Annotated in this window: 23 protein-coding genes; 4 read left to right on the plus strand and 19 right to left on the minus strand. The window is 35.9% G+C overall.

Features of this window, described 5'->3' with window-relative positions:
• The 6 genes from BCR21_RS06535 to BCR21_RS06560 all read right to left on the minus strand — a co-directional run bounded on the left by BCR21_RS06535 (position 1) and on the right by BCR21_RS06560 (position 6,581).
• Positions 1-2,247: a vWA domain-containing protein gene (locus tag BCR21_RS06535; RefSeq protein ID WP_069645677.1), complete on the minus strand. Its 2,247-nt coding sequence runs from the start codon at positions 2,245-2,247 to the stop codon at positions 1-3.
• Between the two features lie 37 nt (positions 2,248-2,284).
• Positions 2,285-2,944 carry a hypothetical protein gene (locus BCR21_RS06540; protein WP_069645678.1) on the minus strand — a complete coding sequence of 220 codons (660 nt, stop codon included), beginning with the start codon at positions 2,942-2,944 and terminating at the stop codon, positions 2,285-2,287.
• Between the two features lie 16 nt (positions 2,945-2,960).
• Positions 2,961-3,833, minus strand: coding sequence for a BsaA family SipW-dependent biofilm matrix protein (locus BCR21_RS06545; protein WP_069645679.1), 873 nt, complete (start codon positions 3,831-3,833; stop codon positions 2,961-2,963).
• A 59-nt stretch (positions 3,834-3,892) separates the two neighbouring features.
• Complete coding sequence (locus BCR21_RS06550) at positions 3,893-4,654, minus strand: hypothetical protein (RefSeq protein WP_069645680.1); 762 nt, start codon at positions 4,652-4,654, stop codon at positions 3,893-3,895.
• Between the two features lie 36 nt (positions 4,655-4,690).
• On the minus strand, positions 4,691-5,740 hold the full coding sequence (locus BCR21_RS06555; RefSeq protein ID WP_069645681.1) for a BsaA family SipW-dependent biofilm matrix protein: 1,050 nt from the start codon (positions 5,738-5,740) through the stop codon (positions 4,691-4,693).
• Positions 5,741-5,831: 91 nt separating this feature from the next.
• Positions 5,832-6,581, minus strand: coding sequence for a signal peptidase I (locus tag BCR21_RS06560; RefSeq protein WP_069645682.1), 750 nt, complete (start codon positions 6,579-6,581; stop codon positions 5,832-5,834).
• Positions 6,582-7,043: 462 nt separating this feature from the next.
• Here BCR21_RS06560 and BCR21_RS06565 point away from each other — a divergent pair, with 462 nt between their 5' ends.
• On the plus strand, positions 7,044-7,613 hold the full coding sequence (locus tag BCR21_RS06565; protein ID WP_069645683.1) for a recombinase family protein: 570 nt from the start codon (positions 7,044-7,046) through the stop codon (positions 7,611-7,613).
• Positions 7,614-7,774: 161 nt separating this feature from the next.
• On the opposite strand, the gene BCR21_RS06570 is transcribed toward BCR21_RS06565, so the two are convergent.
• The 3 genes from BCR21_RS06570 to BCR21_RS06580 form a co-directional block, all read right to left on the minus strand.
• Entirely contained in the window at positions 7,775-8,089 is a 315-nt protein-coding gene (locus BCR21_RS06570) for a DMT family transporter (RefSeq protein WP_069645684.1), read from the minus strand.
• Positions 8,086-8,421: a DMT family transporter gene (locus BCR21_RS06575; RefSeq protein WP_069645685.1), complete on the minus strand. Its 336-nt coding sequence runs from the start codon at positions 8,419-8,421 to the stop codon at positions 8,086-8,088. The genes BCR21_RS06570 and BCR21_RS06575 overlap by 4 nt, the downstream gene beginning before the upstream one ends.
• A gap of 822 nt (positions 8,422-9,243) precedes the next feature.
• Positions 9,244-10,572, minus strand: coding sequence for a C1 family peptidase (locus tag BCR21_RS06580; RefSeq protein WP_069645686.1), 1,329 nt, complete (start codon positions 10,570-10,572; stop codon positions 9,244-9,246).
• A gap of 146 nt (positions 10,573-10,718) precedes the next feature.
• On the opposite strand from BCR21_RS06580, the gene BCR21_RS06585 reads away from it, so the two are divergent.
• Both BCR21_RS06585 and BCR21_RS06590 read left to right on the plus strand, forming a co-directional pair.
• Complete coding sequence (locus tag BCR21_RS06585) at positions 10,719-11,093, plus strand: GntR family transcriptional regulator (RefSeq protein ID WP_069645687.1); 375 nt, start codon at positions 10,719-10,721, stop codon at positions 11,091-11,093.
• Between the two features lie 14 nt (positions 11,094-11,107).
• The gene (locus BCR21_RS06590; protein ID WP_069645688.1) at positions 11,108-12,490 is read left to right on the plus strand and encodes a DUF5808 domain-containing protein; all 1,383 of its coding nucleotides are present in this window, start codon (positions 11,108-11,110) and stop codon (positions 12,488-12,490) included.
• Positions 12,491-12,805: 315 nt separating this feature from the next.
• On the opposite strand, the gene dagF is transcribed toward BCR21_RS06590, so the two are convergent.
• The 7 genes from dagF to BCR21_RS06625 form a co-directional block, all read right to left on the minus strand.
• Complete coding sequence (gene dagF, locus BCR21_RS06595; RefSeq protein ID WP_069645689.1) at positions 12,806-13,546, minus strand: 2-dehydro-3-deoxy-phosphogluconate aldolase; 741 nt, start codon at positions 13,544-13,546, stop codon at positions 12,806-12,808.
• A gap of 15 nt (positions 13,547-13,561) precedes the next feature.
• Positions 13,562-14,656, minus strand: a complete 1,095-nt coding sequence (locus tag BCR21_RS06600) for a DgaE family pyridoxal phosphate-dependent ammonia lyase (RefSeq protein ID WP_069645690.1) — start codon at positions 14,654-14,656, stop codon at positions 13,562-13,564.
• Positions 14,657-14,747: 91 nt separating this feature from the next.
• A complete protein-coding gene (locus tag BCR21_RS06605) occupies positions 14,748-15,584 on the minus strand; it encodes a PTS system mannose/fructose/sorbose family transporter subunit IID (RefSeq protein ID WP_069645691.1) in 837 nt (278 codons plus the stop codon).
• Positions 15,584-16,333 (minus strand): PTS mannose/fructose/sorbose/N-acetylgalactosamine transporter subunit IIC, encoded by a 750-nt coding sequence (locus BCR21_RS06610; protein ID WP_069645692.1) that lies wholly within the window; start codon positions 16,331-16,333, stop codon positions 15,584-15,586. The genes BCR21_RS06605 and BCR21_RS06610 overlap by 1 nt, the downstream gene beginning before the upstream one ends.
• 22 nt (positions 16,334-16,355) lie before the next feature.
• Positions 16,356-16,853, minus strand: coding sequence for a PTS sugar transporter subunit IIB (locus BCR21_RS06615; RefSeq protein ID WP_069645693.1), 498 nt, complete (start codon positions 16,851-16,853; stop codon positions 16,356-16,358).
• A gap of 16 nt (positions 16,854-16,869) precedes the next feature.
• A complete protein-coding gene (locus tag BCR21_RS06620; protein ID WP_069645694.1) occupies positions 16,870-17,277 on the minus strand; it encodes a PTS sugar transporter subunit IIA in 408 nt (135 codons plus the stop codon).
• 491 nt (positions 17,278-17,768) lie between these two features.
• Positions 17,769-20,591 carry a sigma-54-dependent transcriptional regulator gene (locus tag BCR21_RS06625; RefSeq protein WP_084013250.1) on the minus strand — a complete coding sequence of 941 codons (2,823 nt, stop codon included), beginning with the start codon at positions 20,589-20,591 and terminating at the stop codon, positions 17,769-17,771.
• A 163-nt stretch (positions 20,592-20,754) separates the two neighbouring features.
• On the opposite strand from BCR21_RS06625, the gene BCR21_RS06630 reads away from it, so the two are divergent.
• Complete coding sequence (locus BCR21_RS06630; RefSeq protein WP_069645696.1) at positions 20,755-21,234, plus strand: GNAT family N-acetyltransferase; 480 nt, start codon at positions 20,755-20,757, stop codon at positions 21,232-21,234.
• 83 nt (positions 21,235-21,317) lie between these two features.
• Here the strand turns inward: BCR21_RS06630 and BCR21_RS06635 are convergent, their stop codons facing one another.
• The 3 genes from BCR21_RS06635 to BCR21_RS06645 are packed head-to-tail and all read right to left on the minus strand — an operon-like array spanning position 21,318 to position 23,228.
• The gene (locus BCR21_RS06635; RefSeq protein ID WP_069645697.1) at positions 21,318-21,935 is read right to left on the minus strand and encodes an AAA family ATPase; all 618 of its coding nucleotides are present in this window, start codon (positions 21,933-21,935) and stop codon (positions 21,318-21,320) included.
• A gap of 4 nt (positions 21,936-21,939) precedes the next feature.
• Positions 21,940-22,803, minus strand: coding sequence for a class II fructose-bisphosphate aldolase (locus BCR21_RS06640; RefSeq protein WP_069645698.1), 864 nt, complete (start codon positions 22,801-22,803; stop codon positions 21,940-21,942).
• A 23-nt stretch (positions 22,804-22,826) separates the two neighbouring features.
• Positions 22,827-23,228, minus strand: coding sequence for a hypothetical protein (locus tag BCR21_RS06645; protein WP_069645699.1), 402 nt, complete (start codon positions 23,226-23,228; stop codon positions 22,827-22,829).
• Positions 23,229-23,237: the final 9 nt, after the last annotated feature.

Below are 23,237 nucleotides of genomic sequence, written 5' to 3' on the forward strand. Positions count from 1 at the left end.
TTAAAACGACGAACCAAATTTGTTCACTTTGTAATCCCAACTATATGGTCTAGGTGAAATAAAGAGTTCTTCATTACTATCTTCCCCAAAATTTGGTGTAATGAACATCGTTACCCAATACTCATTATCTTTTTGATAATCTAAAATAGCTTCATTATTCTTGACTAAAGCTGAAGTGTTACTAGAAAGATGCGTTATGTTTAAATTCAAATTTGTCGTGGTTGCGATATACGCAAAAAACGTATAATATTCCGGAATCAGATCCTTGATTTTAAGTTGTTCTTGCTGTTTCGCTAATGTGATTTCATATTTTGTAAAGAGTTCTTGGGATAGCTCAGTTGCTGAATCCTTAGTTGTACTTGCAGAAATTAAATTTAGCTTTTGCTGTGTTTCATTGATCACAGATTGGTAAAATCCTTTTGATGGAATGACTAATTCTGAATTTGGTTTAAGCACACTTTGTCGGATATTCAAAATAACTGTTTTCTTTTCTGGAATTTTCTTATTTGTAACAATGATTTGTTGATGTGCGTAGGCATCTGCATTGGGTGCGAATTTAAAGCTACTCTTTCCCCCAGTAGTCGCTAAACCATTGATATCGATTGTTGTTTCATACTCTTGATTGGCTTTTAATACTTCTTCTACTGTGTAATTCTGATCGGCTTTCCATGGATGGACTATTTTTTTGACCTCATTTGAGTAAAGTGAGAAGCGATCATTTGCTGTGTATTGATCTTTACCATAGTTAAAATCAAACAATTCCGTTTGATCATCTATTTCTTCACCTTTTTCATCGTGTAACTTTTTTTGCAAACTAACAATGATCGGTTTGACTTTAGGTACAACGAATTCGGTTTGCTTGATCTCATCGCTATAGTCCTTATAAACAATCGTTGTTTTACCATTTGTTGCGGCTAATCCATTGGAATCAATGATATTTGGCTTTAAGATGTCATTCACAGCATTGATTCGGTACTTTATCTCCGCAAACATAACATCTTCATCAGGATCACTAGAAACAGGTGTCTTGAGTGTTCCAACATTCCAATTAATCGTCGGTCGACCAATGACTTCTTTAATCTCAGTGGTCCCTTGACTAACGTTGACATCCCCATCCATTTCAAAACCTAGCCCCATTGGATCGACAACAAATGCTGATTTGATTGCCCCTACGATTTCTCCGGCAATACTACTAAGAATATCTTCTAAATTATCTGCTGTTGCAGAAAAACTTTTATCTTCAGAAGTAGCAATCTCTTTCATTGTTTGATTTCCTCTGACAACTTCATCATCTTGAGAGGTGGAATCCATATCCACACCGATCGTATAAAAATCGGTCACTACATACTCACCATTCGACATTTTTTCGTTTTTTGTAATCGTGGCTTCAGCAATTGCACTGTGCGCATGATTAGCCATTAATCGATTTTTGGAATTTGCCGGCATTTGTTCATACTCAGGAGCAAATGCACCGTTCCGATATCTGACACCATTTCCATAGGTTTTGTTGTAATTGAATTTTTCTTTTGGAATTGTTTTAACACTTTCGTAATAGGTATAGTCATCTTGTTTGTAATTAAATTTATCCATACCAATCAACTGATTATATGGTTCAGTAGGCGGATAGCTATAAGTTGGAACACCATCTGATATCAGCACAACATTTCGTTTTTTCCCCTTAGCCTTTGCCATAACTTCAGTTGCAGATTTAATGCCAGCTTGAGTAAATGTTCCACCATTCACAACTGGTTCTAGTTCTTTTATTTTATCGATTAATAACCCTTTATGTTTAGAGTCGACAAATTGTTCGCTCCAACCACTTTCATTAAATGTATAATTTGTAACTTCTGAGCTATAAGTGATAAGTGCAATTCTATTGTCGTAATCTTTATGTAAAACTAGGTTTACGAACTTTTCAGCAGCAGTCTTTGCTTTGATCATACGATCGTTGTCTTTCATACTTCCTGATGTATCGATAATCAAAACAATATCTGTCGGTGGTGGCGGAAATTGATTACGACCTTCGATACGAAGCGTGATATCCCATTGATTGACCATCCCTGCTACCGGCTCAGCTGTTTTGCTTAATTCTATTTGCCCTGGCTGCAACTCTGTTTTTTTAGCGGCCTTAACGGGAGCATTCGTATACGACAATGAGGATTGTGCTACATAAACAGAACCGATCAAGCAAAAAATCAGTATGAACCATTTCAACGAGATCAATCGTCCTTTTTTCTTTTTTTTCAAAACGGCACCCTCTTTCCTGTCCTTAGAATTTCAACTTCTACTCATTGATAGTTTGATTTTTTAATTGATCATCTATCTCTAAACTTGGATTAACGGTCGGTATTTCACCACCCCACCAAGCATCTCTATAAGCAAATTTTGTTGTGCTGATTCCTTCTGCCTTGACCTCAAAGGTTAATAAGACTCCTGCATACTCTTCGGTGATATTGGCTTGATTCATTTTCACTTTGGTGAATAAGTTTGTTGTACTTTCACCTTTTGTTAGTTTCTTTTTATAGTAAAAATAACCATCTTCGCCATCGATCCAGTCATTTAAATTATAATCAATACTTAAGATAGGAGCTGGTCCATCAATGGTTGCTGGTAATAATGTGATTGAGCCATTCGGTTGCTTTTTTGTAAGGACAGGCAAGGCCAAGACGCGTACAAAACTTTCCTGTTCGCCAGTATTTTTTATAGATACTTTTTTCAAATACTCTTTTTCAGGTTCAAATGTCATTGGTGGATCAAACTCTTCTTCTATTGAAGTTTGAAAGTCGCCCAGCCTAAATTCATTCTGCTTTTGATCACTATCCGTTAAGGCGGCATAGGTTTGATATAGTCCAAAGGAAAGACTAACAAGCATCACTAAAAATCCTGTAAATAAAAAGAGCTGTTTAACGGTTGGATACTTTTTTGATGTCTGCTTTTTTTTCACGCTCTATCCACTCCTTTTAGTCACTTAAACGATCATGATACATGTTGTATATCTCTCCTGAGGTACCGATATTCCATGTACTTAAAAGTCCTTTTGTTCCGTCATGTGCATCCATTAAAGGGTTTAATTGATAGAGAGAACTTTTAAATTTGTTGGGTGCATTGGAACTTAATCGAACATTATTCAATACGGCTGCACTTACTTCATTAGGCTGAAGCAACTCAGAATAGTGAAAATATCCGTCTTTATATAACCAATACTCTTTCGTTCCAATTGGAGGTGTTGAATCATAAACATTGTCGGGAAAAGTCAACTGAAACCAACGTAACTCAGTTTTATCTCTGGCACTATCATTGAACTTATACATTTCAGTATCTGTAAGCTGACTTGGGACAATCGCTTTTGCAGCAATAAGATTTTTGCCTTCATGTAAATAAGTGCCTCCAGCATTAGCCGCCGGTCGCCATGATTCTGTGTTCTTTTGATTAACAGTTGGCGATACCTCCTGTGGAGAAATTGATAAATTACCATTACCGGTTTGATCCGTGGTATCTATTTTGAATGTTAATAAGTATTCATATAAACTGATTCGAACAAATGCTGGAATATTACCAGTGTTTTTGACTTGAATGATTTTTTTTGTTGTTAAACCAGGTTGCCATTCAAACTCAGGTTCAAATTCTTCTACAATTTCGGCTGACAATCTTGTTCCGACAAAATGATTGACCTCACTATCTGCTGAGATGAACCAAGCATATGTACTTCCTAGAACCATCAAACCAGAAAAGAGAAATGTGCAGACTGCAATAATTAATTTCGTATTTATTTTCACTTGTTTCTTTTTTCTTCGTTTGTTTCTTTTAACAGAATTTTGTTTATTCTTTTTCACACTACTCCGCCTCCTATCATTTGATCGTTCTAAGAAATCCACTTCCTAATTTCGTACTTCTAATGTGTTCGTTTCTTTTTACGAGGTTTTCTTTCTTGTTTTTTATGTTTAACTATCAATAAAGAAATTAATATCAAGAACAAACCTATACACGAAAAAATCAACGCATTGCGCCATTCTTCTCCTGTATTTGGCAACCTTAACTTGCTTATTAGTTTTTCTATAAGAGGTTTCTCAGGTTGATCTGGATCTGAGGTATCAGGTAAAGTCGTTTTTATGGCTTTAAAGTACCAAATATTCTCCACAATATTCTTTTCAAAAAAATCTCTGTTAGTATACGATTTTCCATCCAATTCAAAGCGCGCTTCCAGCATTTTTGTATCGCCGGCTTTAAATGTGCCTAGATTTAATGGCGTTGATTGGTCTTGGAGGTTTAACATTTTATTTACGCCGGATAAGGGGCCTTTATAGACTTCTTTGTCCTCGTAGATCAATGTCATCTGAATCGCTTTGGACAAGTCTAATGTGCCTTTGATCATTGTCGGTTTGCTTATGTTCATTGTTAAGAGATAGGGGATGTCTTTTTCAATATTGATGATTGTGATTTTTGTGGACCATTTTTTCCCTGGTGCTACATCCTGAATCTCAACGAGATATTGACCGTCATTTTTTATTTTGATGCCTTGATCATCACCAGCAACTATTCCAGGAGGAAGATTGGACTCAGAGCTTACTTCAACAGGTTTTAAAGCAAGTGATAGGCTGATTAGTAAAAATAAGCATACCAGTAAGCACTTTTCTCCCCTGTATCTTTTTTTCATCCTTTTTCCTCCTCAAAATAGATAGCTGTTTTTAAATTATTTAGCAGGTACTAATGCTTTTAGCGCAGTAGCTAAAGAATCATTGACACCAGTTGGTAACCAGCCATCTACAGCATCTTTATAGGCTGCAACACCCTCACCTTTTACGGTTAGGTCATAGCTCAATTTGCTGTATTCATTTCCTGCTGTACCTAGTAATTTCACTGCATCCATCAATTGTGTTGTATTAGCACCTGGATTTAGTACGCTAGTATAGTAGAAATATCCATCTGCTTTATTGAAATACCATTTGTCTGCAACAGTTGGATCTGTTGTGATGTTGTTGAATGAAATTTGGATGTTGTCTGATCCTGTCGCTGCAGGTGCATTCCAAATCAACGTACCATCTTCAGTGAATGTTGGCGCATAAATAGGCGCTTGCGTCCATTCCTTTTCTTCAGCATCTTTGTATTCTAGTGATACGTAGCTAAGTGCAGGTGTACCAGATTTTACGCTGATTTGATTTGTTGCATTACGAACAAATCCATCAATACCGCTTGCATAGTATAAAGAGCCGTCTTTTTCAAAAGCATAACGATAAGTGTACGTTGTTTTTGTTCCAACGGTTTCAGATTTTTCTTTGACTTTCAATGTGTAAGTTCCTGCGAAATCGCCGGCAGCTATAGTGATTTTTGGTGCACCAGTGCTGTCAAACTTAGAATCTGTGAAGCCAGTTGGAGCCTCTGTACCTTGCAACACGTAAACTTCTTTCTTTGTTTTCCCTTCAATTTCAGCACCTGTTGTTGGTTTTGCTTGATGGTCTTTCAAAAGTTTCAGCGACTCTGCTAAAGAGACACGAGTCAAGGTTTTATATTCACCTATATTTTGAATTGCTACATCCTTGTTTACTTCTGAACCTGGATCCCATTCGGTCGGTGGCTCAAACGTTTCCACCACTTCAATGTCTTTTCCTGTTGCAATCTGTCCCTCAAAGTGGTTGGTTTTTTGGGCTTCACTGGTAAACCATGCGAATGTTGCCGCCGCTATTGCAGCAAGTGCAAAAACACTCGCCAATGCAAGGACTTTTTTCTTTCTGTTTTTATTCATTTTTCAAGTTCCTCCCCAATTTTTTATTATTAACTTTTTAATAATGGTGACAGAATCGTCTTTTTGCCTTTATTAAAAAAGTAAATACCTTTTACTTATTTAAAATGTAGTATCTGATGATTGTTATAAAGCCAAAAACCGAGATCAAAAAAATAATTGATACGAACGGGTTTTCACGGACAAAGCTTAGAAATGCACCTATTTTTGGAATTACTAGGATTTTTTTCCCGATCACTTGTTTTTCATTAACAGGGACATCTTCCGCTAAGTTAGCATCTCCTTGCGTAATATAGTAGGTGCCTTTTGTCTCACCTAAGTGGTCCAACTTTTCTTTCACTCTATGAGTCAAAAATGCTTGGCTTTTGATACTTGGTCGAAATGTGATAATATCGCCCACTTCAGCCTCATTACCTGCAATATTTTTTATAATGATTACATCCCCAGAATGAAATCCTCCTTTTTGTTTTTCAGGATCTCTAGGTACCATTGAGTCAGTTAACACACCCAAGAATCGATGTCCTAAAACGCTCTTATCCGCATTTTTGGTAGTTGCAAAAATAATTGATCCTATCACTACGAACAAAATAAAGCCATAAAAAATGACGTTAAATAGCAATGTATAAACAGTTTTTTGGGGCTTATGATGGGCGATACTTTTCTTTCTTTTAGAAATAGGAACCTGCTTTTTTTTATTTTTCCTAGCATGTGGTTTCTTATTCACTGATTTGGCTGTTGGTTTTGAACGATTAGAGCTTTTTTCAATTACTGCTTGCTTCGCTGATGATTTCGCAGTTCTTTTTCTTTTATTTGGTTGCTGTTTCTTGTTTCGCTCTTCCCTCATTTTTCTAAACCCTCACTTTGCCTTGTACTTCCAAAAACACTGGTTCCTCCATTTAACAATCAAAAAAATCAACTAGTATAAACTCAATAAAGGCTTCTCACTGATGAATTGAAGTCATTTGAGGAGTCCAAAAAACTAATGATATTGAGAAAATCAACTAAAACGCAAAAAAGAAATACGTTTGAATGGACAAATCCCTTCATGGCGTATTTCTAAACTGTTTCCTCTGAAAAAAATCGCAGGCGTTTCAGCTCTATAAAAAACATTAGTTTATTATAGAGGAAACTGAAAGTCAATAGCATTTAAAAATTTTTTTTACTCTTTGTATTATTAATCTAAAGGGCGGTGATCATGGTGTTTAGCAATTTCCATTCAGTTGTTTCAATCGTTGAATAAGTGAACAACATTACATTTTTTTTATTAGTAGCAATCCAACTATCAATCATTTAGAGGTGTTTATTAATGGCAGTGATCGGCTATATGCGTGTCAGTACGCATCAACAAAAATTTGATTCTCAGCAAAAAGCGCTTGAACGATATGGCGTAGATTTCATTTATAAAGAACGGGAAAGTGGTCGTAAATCATCTAGAAGTGAGCTAAATAAAGTATTGTCCTGTCTAAAATCAGGTGATACACTGGTTATTTTTAAGCTGGATCGATTGTCCAGAGGAACGAAACAGTTGCTGAATTTGTTAGAAGAATTTGATCGGAGAAATATTCACTTTGTCAGTATTCAAAACAATATCGATACCACGACAGCAATGGGACGCTTTTTTTTCACCGTTATGGGTGCATTTGCCGAAATGGAAGCGGAATTGATTCGTGAACGGGTAATGGCCGGCCTTGACGCTGCCAGAGAAAATGGCAAACAACTGGGACGCCCACCAAGAACTCAAGAGGTAAAGGAAGCATTAGAACTGTATACTAATTCAGATTTATCTGTTCCTGAAATTGCGAAAAAATGTAATCTCTCGGTGCCAACGGTTTATAACCATATCAAAAAGCAAAATGTACTCAGAAAAGTAAACTAATACCCAGCATCTCCACATAAAAAAATGGAAAAACTAAGAACAATTAGTTAGTCTTATGAATGCAAAGTAGCTATCCAACTTATTTAACATAGGTAGTACATACTAAAAATTGAGGCAAAGATAAATAAATTCTATTTATCTTTGCCTCAATTTTAAATGTATCAACCAATCAATTTCAACCCAATAACGGATGCTAAAATAATCCCAATAAAAATGATTCTGCGCCAATCTTTAGATTCGCCGTAAAAAAGCATTCCTAACATGGCTCCCCCAGCTGCACCAATACCTGTCCAAATAGCATACGAAACCCCCATCGGCAAACTCTTCATAGCTAAATAAAGAAAAATAAAACTACTGCCAAATGTAAGTAGTAATAGGAATAAAGACTGTTTATCTTTATTTAAATTAAAGCGATTGATTGATCCAACGCCTAGCATTTCAAAAATTCCTGCGACCATTAAAAATACCCAACTCATTTTTGACTCGCTCCTTTCTCTCCTGTTACAAATTTCAAGCCCATCACGCCAATTAGTAATACTGCAATCAATACTAATTTTGATAGCTTAAATTCTTCACCAAAAAATAGGATACCTGTAATCACTGTACCTGCTGTGCCTAATCCAACAAATACCGCATAAGCTGTTCCAACAGGTAACGTTTCTCCAGCTTTTATCAATGCGTAAAAACTGATGAAAATGAAGACAATAGTCAGTATTATCTCCCACCATGTATTACTATGTTTCATTCCGATGACCCATAATACTTCAAAAAAAGCACCAATCATCAATTTTATCCAATCCTTGTTCATATAAAAAACCTCCTTAATTTTTAAAGCCGAGCGGACTTGTTTAGCTCTTAGGATTTGTTGAACTCGAAACAGAACATAGTGCTAGCCCGTGAAGCTAGATAACATATGGAATAACGTTTCACTTTGCATTCCCTTGAACTAAATAACAACCACTCATCACTTTATTGTGTTGCTTGGCGTGTTTCAAAAACAACTAAAAAAAGTGTCAATCAACAATTCTATCTATGGCCTAAGAATTGTCGATCCACACTTTTACTGATAAACAGCCGGCGCTGGTTATCAAAAGTTATTTTATTTAGTTTTATTCGTTCAATCTATTGAAACTGTTTCTCATTCTACTCCATAATAAACAAATTGGCAATAGCCAAATTCTCTATTATTTATTAAGTAAAATTTAATAAGTTAACAAAAATATTAAAATCCTACTTAAAGTGCTATTTAGACCTTATTATACGCATATAATGTCTGGCAATCCTACCATTTTTATCGATATTTATTCTAACTACTTTACTGAGAACACTGTTCTTTTATAGAAAGTCTCATTCAATCAGATAATTCTGAAAATTTTTGTCTCACGATTTTGTAAATCTAATCAACATATGATACACTTATCTTATCAAAAAAAGATTCCTAGTGAATCAGTCAGCGTTGATATTACTTACTTTAGGCGGTAGTAATGTCAGCGCTTTTCTTTTGTTTATACAAATTATAACACACTAAAATCTTTTTGAAAATATGCGCATACTTAGGGTAATAAAAAAATCCCACCTCATAGGAGATGGGAAATCTTCACTGAAAAAGGTGCTTTTAAGCACTATTTTTTTATGCCAAAGCGCCCATTGGATCCCAAGGTGCTAAAACAGTTGGCTCTTGTTTCCATACCTCTTGTAACTCCGGTGACAATAATTCTTTGCGAACAACGATTTGATACGTATATTCATCCATCCAGGTATCACTCATCACAAAGAACCCTTTATCGCCAACTTTTTCCCCCCAGCTATTTTCTACTTTCCATTTAACTGATGCACCATCAATCAGATCCACACCCGTTAAAACCATCGCATGAGTCATTAAACTTTCACCAAAATCTAAACGTTCAGCCTTCGTCATAGTGAAATCAATATCGAATAAATCATTCATGTCATATGCATCTAGGGACATGATCCCACTATCTCTTGTAGAAGACTGACCCACATCACAGCCAAACCAAACAGATTCTCCTTGTTCTAATTGAGCTACTGCTAATTTTTTGAATGTCGTCATATCTACATTGATATATTTCACTTCTTTGCCGCCTACAACATTCCCTAACATTTCTACTGTATAGGTTTGATTGTAAGGTTTATCCGTTGTTGGTGCATTGATCACACTTACATAGTCATCAAGATTCACACCCACATATTTTTCATAAAAAGATTGCGGCGTTAAATTTTGATCCAAATGGTAATTTTTTTCTTCGTCGCGGTATTCAAAATCAAAGGTTTCTGGTGGTGTCCCTAATGAAATTGCTAAAAAGTTATAGACTTCTCCTAGCATTGCTTCTTTGGCCATTTGAACGTCTGCCGTTGTTTTTCCACTAGCTATCAACTCACGTAAAATCGTTGCATCTTTTCTTAATTTTTTATTTAAATAATTGTTTAGGTCACGAGAATTTGAGCTATTACTGCTTTCAGGCATAGCTGTTTTTGGCACAACCCCATATTTTTGGAAAAGAGAAACGATCATATCCCATTGTCCGCCATCTTGTTGAGGCGTTGCTAATAGGAAAGCCACTTTGCGGCTGTCTAATTCTTGATCAGCTGTTGCAATGATATTCTCATAGAAGTAATTTGATTTTTCGTATTTATCCCAGAAAAATGTATAGTTTTGAGAAAGTTCAAAATCTTTTAAATTAAAACTATTGATCATTTTGTGTCTAAATGTATTTAAGGCTGCAAACATCCAACAACGTCCGCTTTGTTTTTGATTTGCTACTTTTCCAGTTGTAAGATCTACTGAAAAAACGGGAACATTATTTACTTCTGCACTCTGATTTTGAGCAGAAGCCGTAATGCCATTTTTGACAACGCCACGTTGTAAGGCATTTTGTTTATTGTTTTCCACAAATGTGTCGTGAAATTTTTTTGTTACAGTAGGTTCGATTACTGACATATTGATTCATCCTTTCACTCATCGTATTCCTTTTTCATTATATGCCTGAATTTTCAATCTCTCAAGTTTTTAATAAAATAAAATTGCTTTTTTGCATCACCTGTATTATCATATGTAATACAAAGAGTTAAAAAAGAGGTGAAAACATGTTATTAGAGATAGATACTCAAAGCCAAACACCGATTTATCAACAGATTTGTAATCAACTCATCATCGGCATTGCGACAAATAAGCTACAACCCGGTGAAGTCCTGCCTTCTGTTCGACAAATGGCTGACGAAATTGGCGTAAATATGATGACTGTTTCAAAAGCTTACACTTTATTGAAAAACGATGGCTATATTTTAACAGATCGCAGAAATGGCACTAAAGTTGCTGAAAAACAATCACTGGAACCTTCTTTTCAAGAACGATTTTTAAAAGAATTAGAACTATTATTAGCAGAAGCTTCTATTCATCAACTTTCGGAAAATACGATACAAGAAGAAGTTACACAGATTTATCAAAAATTTGAACAGTAAAAGGTGTGTTGAAAATGAATTTCTTTCTCTATTTATTACTTGTTGGGGTCAACTTTTTAATGGCATTTACAGGAAGAATTCCTGCAAATCCGCATAAGAACGTTATATTAGAAACAACTTTACCGAAAGATAAACTTCAAGATGAACAAGTTTTATTCGTTAGTAAGACGTACAAAAAAAGGTTAATGCAATTGGCTTTGGTTTTCACTATTATCGCTTTACCAATTTTATTGATTTCTTATGATTCTTTGACTTTGCTCTATTTTCTCGTGATGATTATCGGCTTTATCGGGGCTTCTTTTTACTTACAGATTGTTTATATTCGTAAAATGACAACTGTAAAAGTCAAAAACAATTGGATTTTACCTACAAGTCCGATTTTAGTCGATACAAAATTAGTAGCAAATAAAAATCGGAAATTGATTTCTATTTGGTGGTTTTTACCAAGTATCTTCATTACTCTTTCAGGTTGTATTTATTCTTTTAAAACACTTGGTTTGTCTAATGGCACATGGATTATTGGCCTTATTTCAATTCTTATGACAGGAATGTTTTTACTTTTCTACTATTTTATTGCTCGTTTTCCGGTTAAACCAGTAACAAGCGATGAAACGATCAATCAAAATGTCAATGATCAAATGCGTCATCATTGGTCTGTTTTAATGGCTGTTTCAGCATTGGTTTTGAGTCCCTTGGCTTTTATGTCAATCGGTTCTGTTATGGTACCTTATGAACGAATGATGGTATTTTCAATTGGTTATGCTGTTCTTATTCTTGCATTTGTCGTTTTCACTTTTTATTATTTATTCTCATCTAGGAAAAAACAAGATCAACTGATTGCGCAAGCCAAGGAATACCGCTACAGTGATGAGGATCAATATTGGAAGTATGGAGTCTATATTAATCCAAATGATAAAAGAATCATGGTACCAGATCGTATTGGAATGAATATCTCTGTCAATTTAGGTAGACCTGTTGGAAAATTCACTTTAGGAGTGACGGGCGTTTTAGTTTTAGTTGCTTTAATCGCAGCAAGTATTCCGATGCTGATCAGTGATTTTTCAACTAATCCATTTGAATTGACTACAACGGACAATGGAATCGCCCTATCTGCACCATTAAGTCAACGCAGACAGATTGATTGGAACGATATTGAATCAGTAGAACTGGTTGATAGTCTACCGAAAGATAAACTTCGGATTTACGGAACAGCCACAGAAAATTATTTAACTGGGGAATTTCAGGTTAATTCCGAACCTGCTTATTTGCTTGTTTTAACGGATAAAAAACCGATTTTAGAAATCAAGACTAAAGATAAGCTGTACTATTATACAAATAAAGATAGTAAATTAACTGAAAAATACTATCGGAATATCAAAGATAATTTAGGGAAATAAAAATAAGTTAGGAAAAGGCATTACGCTTTTCCTAACTTATTTCTTTATTGCTAGCGAGCTTGTTCAGCTTTTATTTTATCTAGCTTCACGGCCTAACTCTTCGGAAAAAAGATAAAATATGTTTGTGACAAAAAACGGCACATCCATATTTTCCTATTTTTCTATCAGAGCTGGACGAGCCCGCTCAGCTTTTATTTTATCTAGCTTCACGGCCTAACTCTTCGGAAAAAAGATAAAATCTGATAGTGGCGAAAAGCACCACCTTCATATTTTCCTATTTTTCTGTCAGAGTTGGGCGAGCCCGCTCAGCTTTTATTATTTCAAGCTGTTTTTCATCATACCTAGTAATGTTTTCACATCTTCTGGACGTGTATCACCTGTTGTTGAATCGATGATGGAGCTGTATACGTGAGGAATAATCTTCTTCACTCCTGCATCTACTGCGATCTGTACGATTTCTTCAAAGTTTTCTAAATCGATTCCGCCTGTTGGTTCTAAATAGAAATCGTATTTGGCACAAGCTTCTGCGACTGCTTTGTATTCTTCGATGTGTGCTAAACCTTTCATTGGGAAGAACTTGATTGAGCTGCCACCCATATCTTGTAATAAGCGGATGGCTGTTTCGATCGTGACTTCTCCTGCTGGTGCTTGTGAGCTTAATGGACCTGTGGCGATATTCACGATACCGACTTTGCCAGTTGGTGAGACTAAACCATTCACGATCGTTTCGTTTTGACCTAGTAACGCACGTGATGTGCCCACACCTGTGAAAACTTGGTTGACATGTTGGGGTTGTAACTCTTTTGAAATTCTTGAAACCATTTGGCTTTGGTTAGGATCTCCTGCACCTAAACCTACTGATAAAGCATTGTTGGTTTCAGCAGCGTATTTTTTCATATCTTCGATCGCCGCTTCGTCTGTTGGGTAGTTTTTAGATAATACGCCTAAAACAATGTGGCCTTCCGCTGCTTCATAACAGTCTTTCGCGTTTTCTACTGAGTTGGCTAGGACGTTTAAGCAAATTCGGTTTTCTAGATAGTTTGGTGTTAATGTCATAATTTTTTCTCTCCCTTAATTCATAATTTCTTGTAGTCTTTTGGTAATCTTATTCATTTCTTCTTCATTGACTGAACGGATATCAAATTCGATGATCCCGTTATTGGCTTGATATTCTCGGGTATAGATTGCTGGACTTTCAGCCCTTAGTTCTTTGATGACTTCTTTGGCCGATTTTGCGCCGTTTACTTTGATACTGGCACGATAAATATCTCTACCTGCGCCGTCTTGGACACTTTTGGCTTCGATGTTGTCAATTTGGTTCAATCCCTCAATAAATGGCGTTAAGCGAGCTTGCATTGACGTGCCGGATTCACTGCCGTTTTTCACATAATCTTCAACTGCTTGGGTGAATCCTAGTATGTTGTCTTTACCGATTTTCATTGCGCGTCCGATGCCTTTACCTTGGAGACGAATCCATTCGATGTATTCTTTTTTACCAATTACAAGTCCTGCGCTTGGGCCTTCGATTGCTTTAGCACCGCTATAAATCACTAGATCTGCGCCCGCTTCGATGTACTTGAATAAATCTTCTTCCGCTGCCGCATCCACAATCAACGGCAACTTATGCGCTTTCGCTACAGCGGCAGCTTCTGCCACACTTAACATACTTTTTTGAACAGTATGGTGGCTCTTGATATACAGAATAGCAGCTGTTTGATCCGTGATCATCATTTCAATGTGCTCTGGTGAACACATATTGGCATACCCTGCTTCAACGACCTGACCACCGCCTTGTTCCACCATCACTTCAACAGGTGTACCATAATCTACGTTATGTCCTTTAGGTAAGATGATTTCACGTTTCGTGATTTTATCTGTATAAGGATGATAGGCGTGATAAGCTGAGCCTTCACCGATTAGGGCTGCCACACTTTGTGCGATCCCAGCTGATGCAGAAGACACAACTTGAGCATCTTCGACCTTCAATAATTTTGCTAAATAAGCACCTGTTTGAATACTTAGTTCGCTCATTTCAAAGAAATGTTCCCCTCCAAATTTTTGAGCGGCTAAGACATTTTCTGAGACTTTTGATACGCCTAAAATCGTCATTCTACCTGAGGCATTGATGACTTCTTTTAAATTGAATTTTTCGTAACTAATTGTCATATACTTCTTTACTCCTTTAAAAACAGTATCTTTATTTTTATAAAACTCAAGAAAGAGGATGAGATTTTCTTTATCCCAACCTCTTCTTATTTTATAAAAGACCTAAAAATGAGCCAATAATACTAACTGCAACAATCGTTCCAATAATGATCCCATAGCGAGGTCCTTTTTTAACCATATAGAAATAAATCAAGAAAACAGCCGTTAAAGGTAAGATTCCCCGCATGATTTGATCCAAAATATCTTGAACAACAATCGTTGCCCCTCCTGAAACATGGAATTTCATCGGACTGGCAATATTCACATAACTTGCAGATAAAGCACCCATCATCATCATTCCAAGCACATTTGCACCATAGATAACTTGTTTGATTTTACCATCTTTAAGTAGTGCCATGATTGAATTACGCCCCAGTGTATAGGACTTATTGATCAACCCCCAGCTGATATACATCGTTAAAACCGTATAAATCACTAAAGGTCCTAAGCCGCCCATGATACTGCCGTTTTTGGCGATCGGAATAAAAATAGAAATGATCAACGGCATGATTGCTGCCCATACAATGGAATCACCGATACCAGCTAAAGGACCCATTAAGCCTGTTTTAATAGAGGTGATAGCAGAATCGCCAATATCCGCTCCATTAGCACGTTCTTCCTCCATTGCCAAAGAAATCCCTTGAATCGATGCACCAATCGTGCCTTCTGTATTAAAGAAGGCTAGATGACGTTTTAGCGCTTCACGTTGTTCGTCTTCATTATCTGCATATAATTTTTTGATTGCAGGAATCATTGATGCACAGAAAATCAAACTTTGCAGGCGTTCATAAGAGTTGGATAATTCACAACCGAGTTGATAGATCCAAAAGGTTTTACTGATTTCTTTTTTCGTTAATTTTTTTTGATTTACATCTGTCGTATTTTCCATTATGCTTCCCCCTCCTTCAGCGCATTATTTCTCACTAAGAAAGCTATACAGGTCCCGATTACAGCGACAGCCATCACTTCTGCGCCAAAATACATCACGGCCACAAAGCCAATTAGGAAATATGGGATCAGCGTTTTCTTACCAATAACCATGATCGTTAAAGCAAAACCTAAAGCGGGTAATAAACCGCCCATTACTTCAAATCCGTGCATCAATTTTTCTGGAATAATATCTAAAAGTGTCGTCACCACTGATTGCCCGAAGAAATTCCCAGCAAAAACTAGTGGAAAACGTAATAAGAAACCGACAAGAGCTGGATATAAAAAGGCTGCACGGTAAATCCCTTTGTAATTTAAACTCTCTGCATATTTGTCTGCCATATGAACAAATGTTGCATTGACCGTCCTTCTGATTTGGTCCATAAAAACACCTAACACACCGAATGGTACGGCTAAAGCAATTGCAGCTTCTGCATTCATTCCCACACCTAAAGCGATCGGAATTGCGATTGCTGAAGCTAAAGCTGGATCACTCGGTACATTTCCTCCCGGCGTTGATGTTACACCTAAATAGACTAGCTGAATCCCAGCACCTATCGTCATCGCTTCAGCAATTTTTCCTGTAGCAAGTCCTGCAACCATGGCTGCACACAAGGGCTGAGACAACATTCCTGAAAATGTATAGCCAAAACGCAAGCGGGCAAACCAATAGTACAATCCCATTGTAATTGAAACACCTAAAACACCCATTATTGTCACTTCCTTTTTTTATTTATAAAGAATTGTATTTTTCAATCAATTTTTCGATCGGCATTGGATTATCTTCCGGAATCGCTTGGAAGAAAACATTTAGATTTTTTGCTAGAAAATCATTTAAAACACTAACATCATTTTCGGATAGATTGATATTTTTAAGTACATTTTTTCGTTCTGCTCCTCCGCCTAAACCACCGATTTGAATATCATTTTCAATCACACCAGCGTTGACCATGGCCTTTAAAGTAGGTAGATCTGGCACTAAGAAGAGCACTTTTGCGTTACTATTTACCGCATCCTCTGTCCAATATTTTTGTGCTGATTCTATGCCATAGATCTTCACTTCAACCCCTGGAGGTGCCGCCATAACATAGATACTTTGTAAAAATTCGTCTTTCTCTAGTTCATCACTGACCACAAAAATTTCATCTGCTCCAGATTGTTGTAACCACTTTGTTACCACTTGTCCATGAATCAAACGACTATCTACTCTTGTTAATACGATTTTTGCCATAATAATGATCTCCCATCTAATTGTTTGTTGTTGGTAATTGCAAAATCTGACAATTGTCTAATGACGCTTGTAAAATCTCAGCCCCTGCTTGTTCAGTAAAAGGTGCTGTTTGCTTCATAACAGCATCTAAAAGCATCGCTGTATTCAATCCCGAGATAGCCAAAACATCATAATCTCTAGAAAGCCTTAAAGCGACATTACTTGTTGTACCTCCTTTAATATCTGTTAAAATCAGCAGTTTTTCACTCCAAGTAACAGACTTCAATTGATTTTCCACGCGTTGGATGTATTCTTGTAAATTATCTTCCGGCTGTAAAACAACTTCATAAATATTTTCCGTTTCACCAACGATCATTTTGATACTTTTTAAAAGCCCTGCTCCCCAACCGCCATGGGTGAGTAGAATGATTGGTTCTTTTGTCATTTTTTCATCTCCTTAAATTAAAAGCGTAGCAAGCTCGTTCAGCTCTGACTAAAAATAGGAAATTATAACTGAGGTACTCTTTGCCTTATTTATAATTTATCTTTTTTCCGAGAGACTAGCCCGCGTAGCTAGATAAAATTAAAAGCGTAGCGGGCTCGTTCAGCTCTGACTGAAAAATAGGAAATTATAACTGAGGTGCTCTTTGCCTCATTTATAATTTATCTTTTTTCCGAAGAGCTAGCCCGCGTAGCTAGATAACACCTGGCAAAGTAATCCTTCCCCTATCTATATCTCCATATAACAAAAACTTTTTATCGCTCCCTTACCTAACTACAAAGCAAGTCCCATGCCAATAATCTGTCGTAAAATAAAACTCATTTAAATTGTAAAATTAAATGAACCTATCAAATTATCGCGTAGTTTACTATTAGAGGGATATTTCCAAAAAAAAAAGCCCGTAACACTAAGTGCTACGAACTTCCTCAACTTTATCAACTGCCGTAAAGCAGTTCATAAATATATTTTATTTCTAAAGGAGAGAATTGAACATTATACGACACTTCCAATGGACGAAAGGCCATTTTTATGACAGATGCTTCATTTGGGATATCTTTGTACGACACATTATAATCAGATGTACTATATTCATTATTTATCACCAAGCGTTCAACTGTACAACAAGTATGGATCAAAAAGCGCAACATGATCTTTTCATCACTGCTTAAATTCAATTGCCGACACAAGTCATCATAAATCTGGCTGACCTCGATCGATAGGCGTTGTGGATTTAGTACCGTGATATGATTGACGATTGCCTTTAAAGACAGGCCATGCACATAGCGTTTGGCAATTTGATCCTTCATTGTTCGATTCTTTTTATCTGACATACCATAACCGAATAGTAGCAAGAGACGTTCGACACCTTTTTCTGAAAATAATTCTTCTAAAGGGATGAACGGAATATCAGGTACTTCAGTTTGAAATGTGCCTACGATTCCGACTAGTTTTTCATCGGCTCGAATATGTTGATGGATCCGTTCGATATCTTGTATTTCACTATTATCTAGTGTCAGTATCCGGATATTTTGCAGCACTTCTTCTTGAAAAACATCAATGATCAGTTTCTCAATTTTCAAGGCGGTTCCAAGTCCAGTCATACAAGAAACGATAAGTACTTTTGAATCAAAAAAATGACCTTTTTTACACACCGATGACAGATGACCTTTTTCATTCAATACAGGCAATAGATAATTAAAATCAGTTGATTCATAGATCACCTCTCTGGAAACTTCTAGCAAGGATAACAAATTGATATTTTTAACAAGCAACACGTCGATACCAAATTCTTCACTGATCAGATTTCCAAAATAAACCAGTGACCCAATATCCACTAATAAAATCAATCGCTTATACTTATTGATTTTAATAATGTTTTTGACCTTTTCCAATGTTTCTTCTACAGTCTGATGAATCGGCATATTAACAGCTTTTAGCAGATTACTAGAAAATAAAACATTAGAATATTCTGCCATGCTAGTTGCGGTTGTTGATCCATGGGCTACAACAATCACACCACACTCATCGTTGCGTTGATATTGACTATCCGCTTGTTTTAGTTTTCTTAATAGCAACCCGAAATAAGTGATTTCTGTTTTAGGTAATTCTACTGAAAAAAGAGTCGAGACTTTTTCTACGATTTTTTTAGAGATATCATAATTTTCAAGACGGCCCAACATCAACTGACTAGAATATAAATAAAAATCGTCATTGGGAATTTCCATAAATAATAACGTAGAATAAACATGATTTGACAAAACTTCTATAAGATTTTTCTGAATCGTAAATCCTGTAAGTTCAGATATATAAACAGTCAACTCTTCTATCTTTTGTTCAAAATTTTCATCGATGTTTCGTATCGATTGCGTTTTATTCATAGGTTCAAATAAGCGCATGTCAAACAATTGATCAATTTTTTTCTGTAAAATCGAAGCAACTTCTTTTTGTGGAATATTGCTATTTTTCAAATTGGAAAACTCTTTTAATAAAAAATCGTAAAACGCATCATTGATCTTATCTCTCGCTGTAAAATAATGACTAACTGCTGATTGATTATCTGATTTTATTTTTAAGCTTTTACCATCTAAAAGCTCTTTTAAAGCGATTTGATCTTTCGCATCTTTTTCTAACGGTTCTTCATTTAACAACAAACTTTGATCGATCATCAAGGCAGCGGATTGTTTTTCGATCTGTTTTAAATAGCCTTGAGCACAAATAAATTGAATCTCAGATTTCATTTCCCCTACATTACCTGTATATTTTTTGAAGACCAACTGCTCGATCACCGGATACTGAATCGTTATATCTTTTTTGATTTTGCGACTTTCATTTTGAAAAAATTTGATTACTAATTCAATTTTTTCCTGAATAGGTCTTTCTTTTACAGAAGGCAGCAACAAGGTCACTGGAATTCTGCGTAAAAACGTTTTTAGAAATGTTTGCGAAAAGTCCTCTGTTGTCGCAAACATGAAACGAACGTTAACTGTTCTTTTAACATCTGCTTCACCCATTCTAGAAAAATAACCTTTATCTAGCAAAGTAAAAAGTTTTTCTTGTCCCTCACTCGGTAAGCGGTGGACTTCATCTAAAAATAAAAAACCTTGGTCAGCATATTCGACAAGTCCCGGTTTATCTTCAACAGCTCCAGTAAAACTGCCTTTTTTGTACCCAAAAAGATGAGTTGTTAGTAATTCTGGATTATTAAAATATTCTGAACAATTAAAATAAATAAACGGCGATTCTTCACCAGTAAATGACTCATAATAACGATGCAATGATTCCGCTAGCAATGTTTTCCCAACTCCAGATTCACCGCCTAATAAAATATTTAAGCCATTCGGCGGATAAAGGACAGCTGCTTTTAATTTTTCGATACTATCCTTTAAACTGCCTGTATATCCGATGATTTCTGAAAATTCTTCTGGTTTACTTGTTTCTCCATGCAAAGTATCAACTGACACTTGTCCTTTTAAAAAACTTACTAGGGTCTCCAAAGTTTTAAACGATAATTGATCTTTAAATGAACAACTATATATCTTTTCTAATTCCTGCTTGCTGAAAAATAAAACTGGACGGCTTTTTACCTTGATTGCTTCTTTTTCGGTCAATAATTTATTGAGATCTTCACTGACAGTGTTTCTTGCTAGAGACAATAACTCGCTGATTTCTTGAGCCGTAACCCCTTTCAATTTTTCCACTGTTTCTTGCTTTTTAGTTCGTGCAGCGAGAATATTGCTTACTTTTTCTAACCGTTGCATATTTGCCCACCTCATTTATTTACTAAGAATTATTATACTTGATTGCTTGTTAAGTTAATAGAGTGGATTATTTTGCTAAAAAATGCTATATTCTGTCAATTATACTTTGACATATTTCTATTATGTGATTAAACTAAGCTTAATGAATAGGAGTGAAGAAATAATGACTGTATTCAGTTTAAGAAAATATCAAAAATCTGATTTAGAAAACATACTTGCTATATTTAACGGAACTGTTCAAGCAATTAATAAAAAAGACTATACACAACAACAAATCGAACAATTGGTTCAGTTAAACCCGGATTATGAAAAATGGGATGCTAGACTTTCGTCGAGCTATAGTGTTGTTGCTTTGAACCGAATGGAAGTTATTGGCTTTGGTAATATCACCGATACTGGTGAACTTGATTTATTGTATGTCGATAAAAAATGGATCGGTTATGGCATAGGAAAAATGCTGGCTAAAGATTTGATAGATCATGCATTGAAAGCTGGAGCCAAGGAACTTACGGTTTATTCATCTATCACAGCTAAACCATTTTTTGAATCTCTTGGATTTGAATTAGTGGAACAAAAGGTAAACTATCGTAATGGTGTAATGCTGATGAATTATTTGATGGTATATCGTAGAGATAAAAAATAAATGATTCATTCTATCACCTCAAAATAGAGGCTTCTCTGAATGCTCTTCAGTAGAAGTCTCTATTTTGATTTGATTAGTATTCTTCAAATGCCACATTCGATTTTATTTTTGAGGTATTCGAGCAGATTGCTATAATCAACTTTCCTATAATCTGTGACATCAATTTCATGAACTTCCCCCAACTGAAATTGGTCGTATTTTCTAGTTTGGATTATTTCTTTGAATTCTTCTTTTGAAATATGATTATCTGCTTTACTACGATCGTCTAATCGATCAAGAAAATGATAATGCGTCATTAAATGACTGAGATGTCGATCTGGTTCTAGGTCTCGTACTTTTCTTCTTTCCCATAACACATCGAAATCGGCTACTAAACGAATCGTAATCACTTCGTATTCATAAGTTTGTGCTAGTTTTGCAAGTTTATTTTTTTGCTTGTCACTAAATGGATATTCCGATACGATTACTTGTTTTCCAGCATTCATATATAATTCTAAAATACCATAATAAAAGTGCCAAACTCGCTTTTCCAACTGTGACTTTTCAGCGAGCGTATCAAAACCAACTGAATCTGCGAACAACTCCTTGCCTTCATCTGGTGTAATCAAGAAGATATTCGGAACTTGTTCACTGATTTTTTGAATCAGATAGGTTTTCCCTGTTGCGGGACTACCAGCGAGTAGGATCAAAAATTTTTTCATTGGGCTAACCTATATGGATTGGATTTTTCGCATTCATAAACAAGCCTATTTTATGCTTGACGATATCGTGACACGCTTCATTGGCCGGAATTACATTGTAGCGTAAGGATTTATTAACTGCTGTTTCTTGAAAGGATTCTTTCGCTTTTTTAGTCCAATTCACTAATAGTTCCGTACCAACATTGAATTTACGGATACCATTGTTGATTAATTCTGGATAATCTTCTTCTTTTACCCCTGTTCCGCCGTGGATGACAAGTGGAATGTCAACACGTGCATGAATTTCTTTTAATAATGGTATATTGACTTCTGTTTTTGATTTAAATTGACCATGATTTGTTCCGATTGCAATCGCTAAAGCATCGATTCCTGTAGCTTGTACAAACGTAAGTGCATCTTCTGGTTTTGTGTAGACTTTGTCGTTCTCCTCTACGTGAATGCCTTCTTCAGTACCACCAATTGTTCCTAACTCACCTTCAACAGAAACACCATTTTTATGAGCATATTCCACCACAGCTTTTGTTTTTAAAATATTTTCTTTAAAAGGCAAATGAGAACCATCATACATGACCGATGTATAGCCAAGATCAATTGCTTCTTTGATGTCATCAAAATTTCTTGCATGATCTAAATGAAGCACTGCATCAACCATTTCCTTTTCAGCCATAGTCTTAACGACAGAAACTAATACATCATAACCAATATATTTTGCTGTATCTACACTGGTTTGGATAATGATCGGAGCCCCCATTTCTTTGGCTGCTCGAATCATTTCTGGTAGCATTTCTAAATTGTGGGCGTTAAAAGCCCCTACGGTAAAGTTCAATTCTTCTGCTGTTTTTGTGACGTCTTTCAATGTTGTATACATCTATTTCTCCCCTATCTATCGATTTATTGACCGCTAATTGTAACTTTTTTAGCGATTTGTCTCATGTCATCCATCTTGTTCATCCATTGCTCAATACCAGCATCATCACCGCTTCTTGCAGCCTCCGCTCGTTTTTGATTGTACAAACTCATCAATTTTTTATAGCCTGATCCGATACTATTTTTATAAGACTGACTTTTTTCCAGCGTTGAAATTGCTTGGTCGATCTCATCTAGCTGTGCTAAGAGTAAACCTACTTCTTCGTATTTTTCAGCTAATGCACTATCCGCTAGTTCTAATTCATTGATTTCCGCTGTAAGTCGGCTAATTTCTTTACGAAGGTCATTTTTTTGATTCTCAGTCAAACTCTCTGCTACTTCCGTTTTCACAATACTTGTTTTTTTCTTTTTCAGAAAATCAAACATATTTTCACC

The organism is Enterococcus ureasiticus, from assembly GCF_001730285.1.
GTDB lineage: Bacteria > Bacillota > Bacilli > Lactobacillales > Enterococcaceae > Enterococcus_L > Enterococcus_L ureasiticus.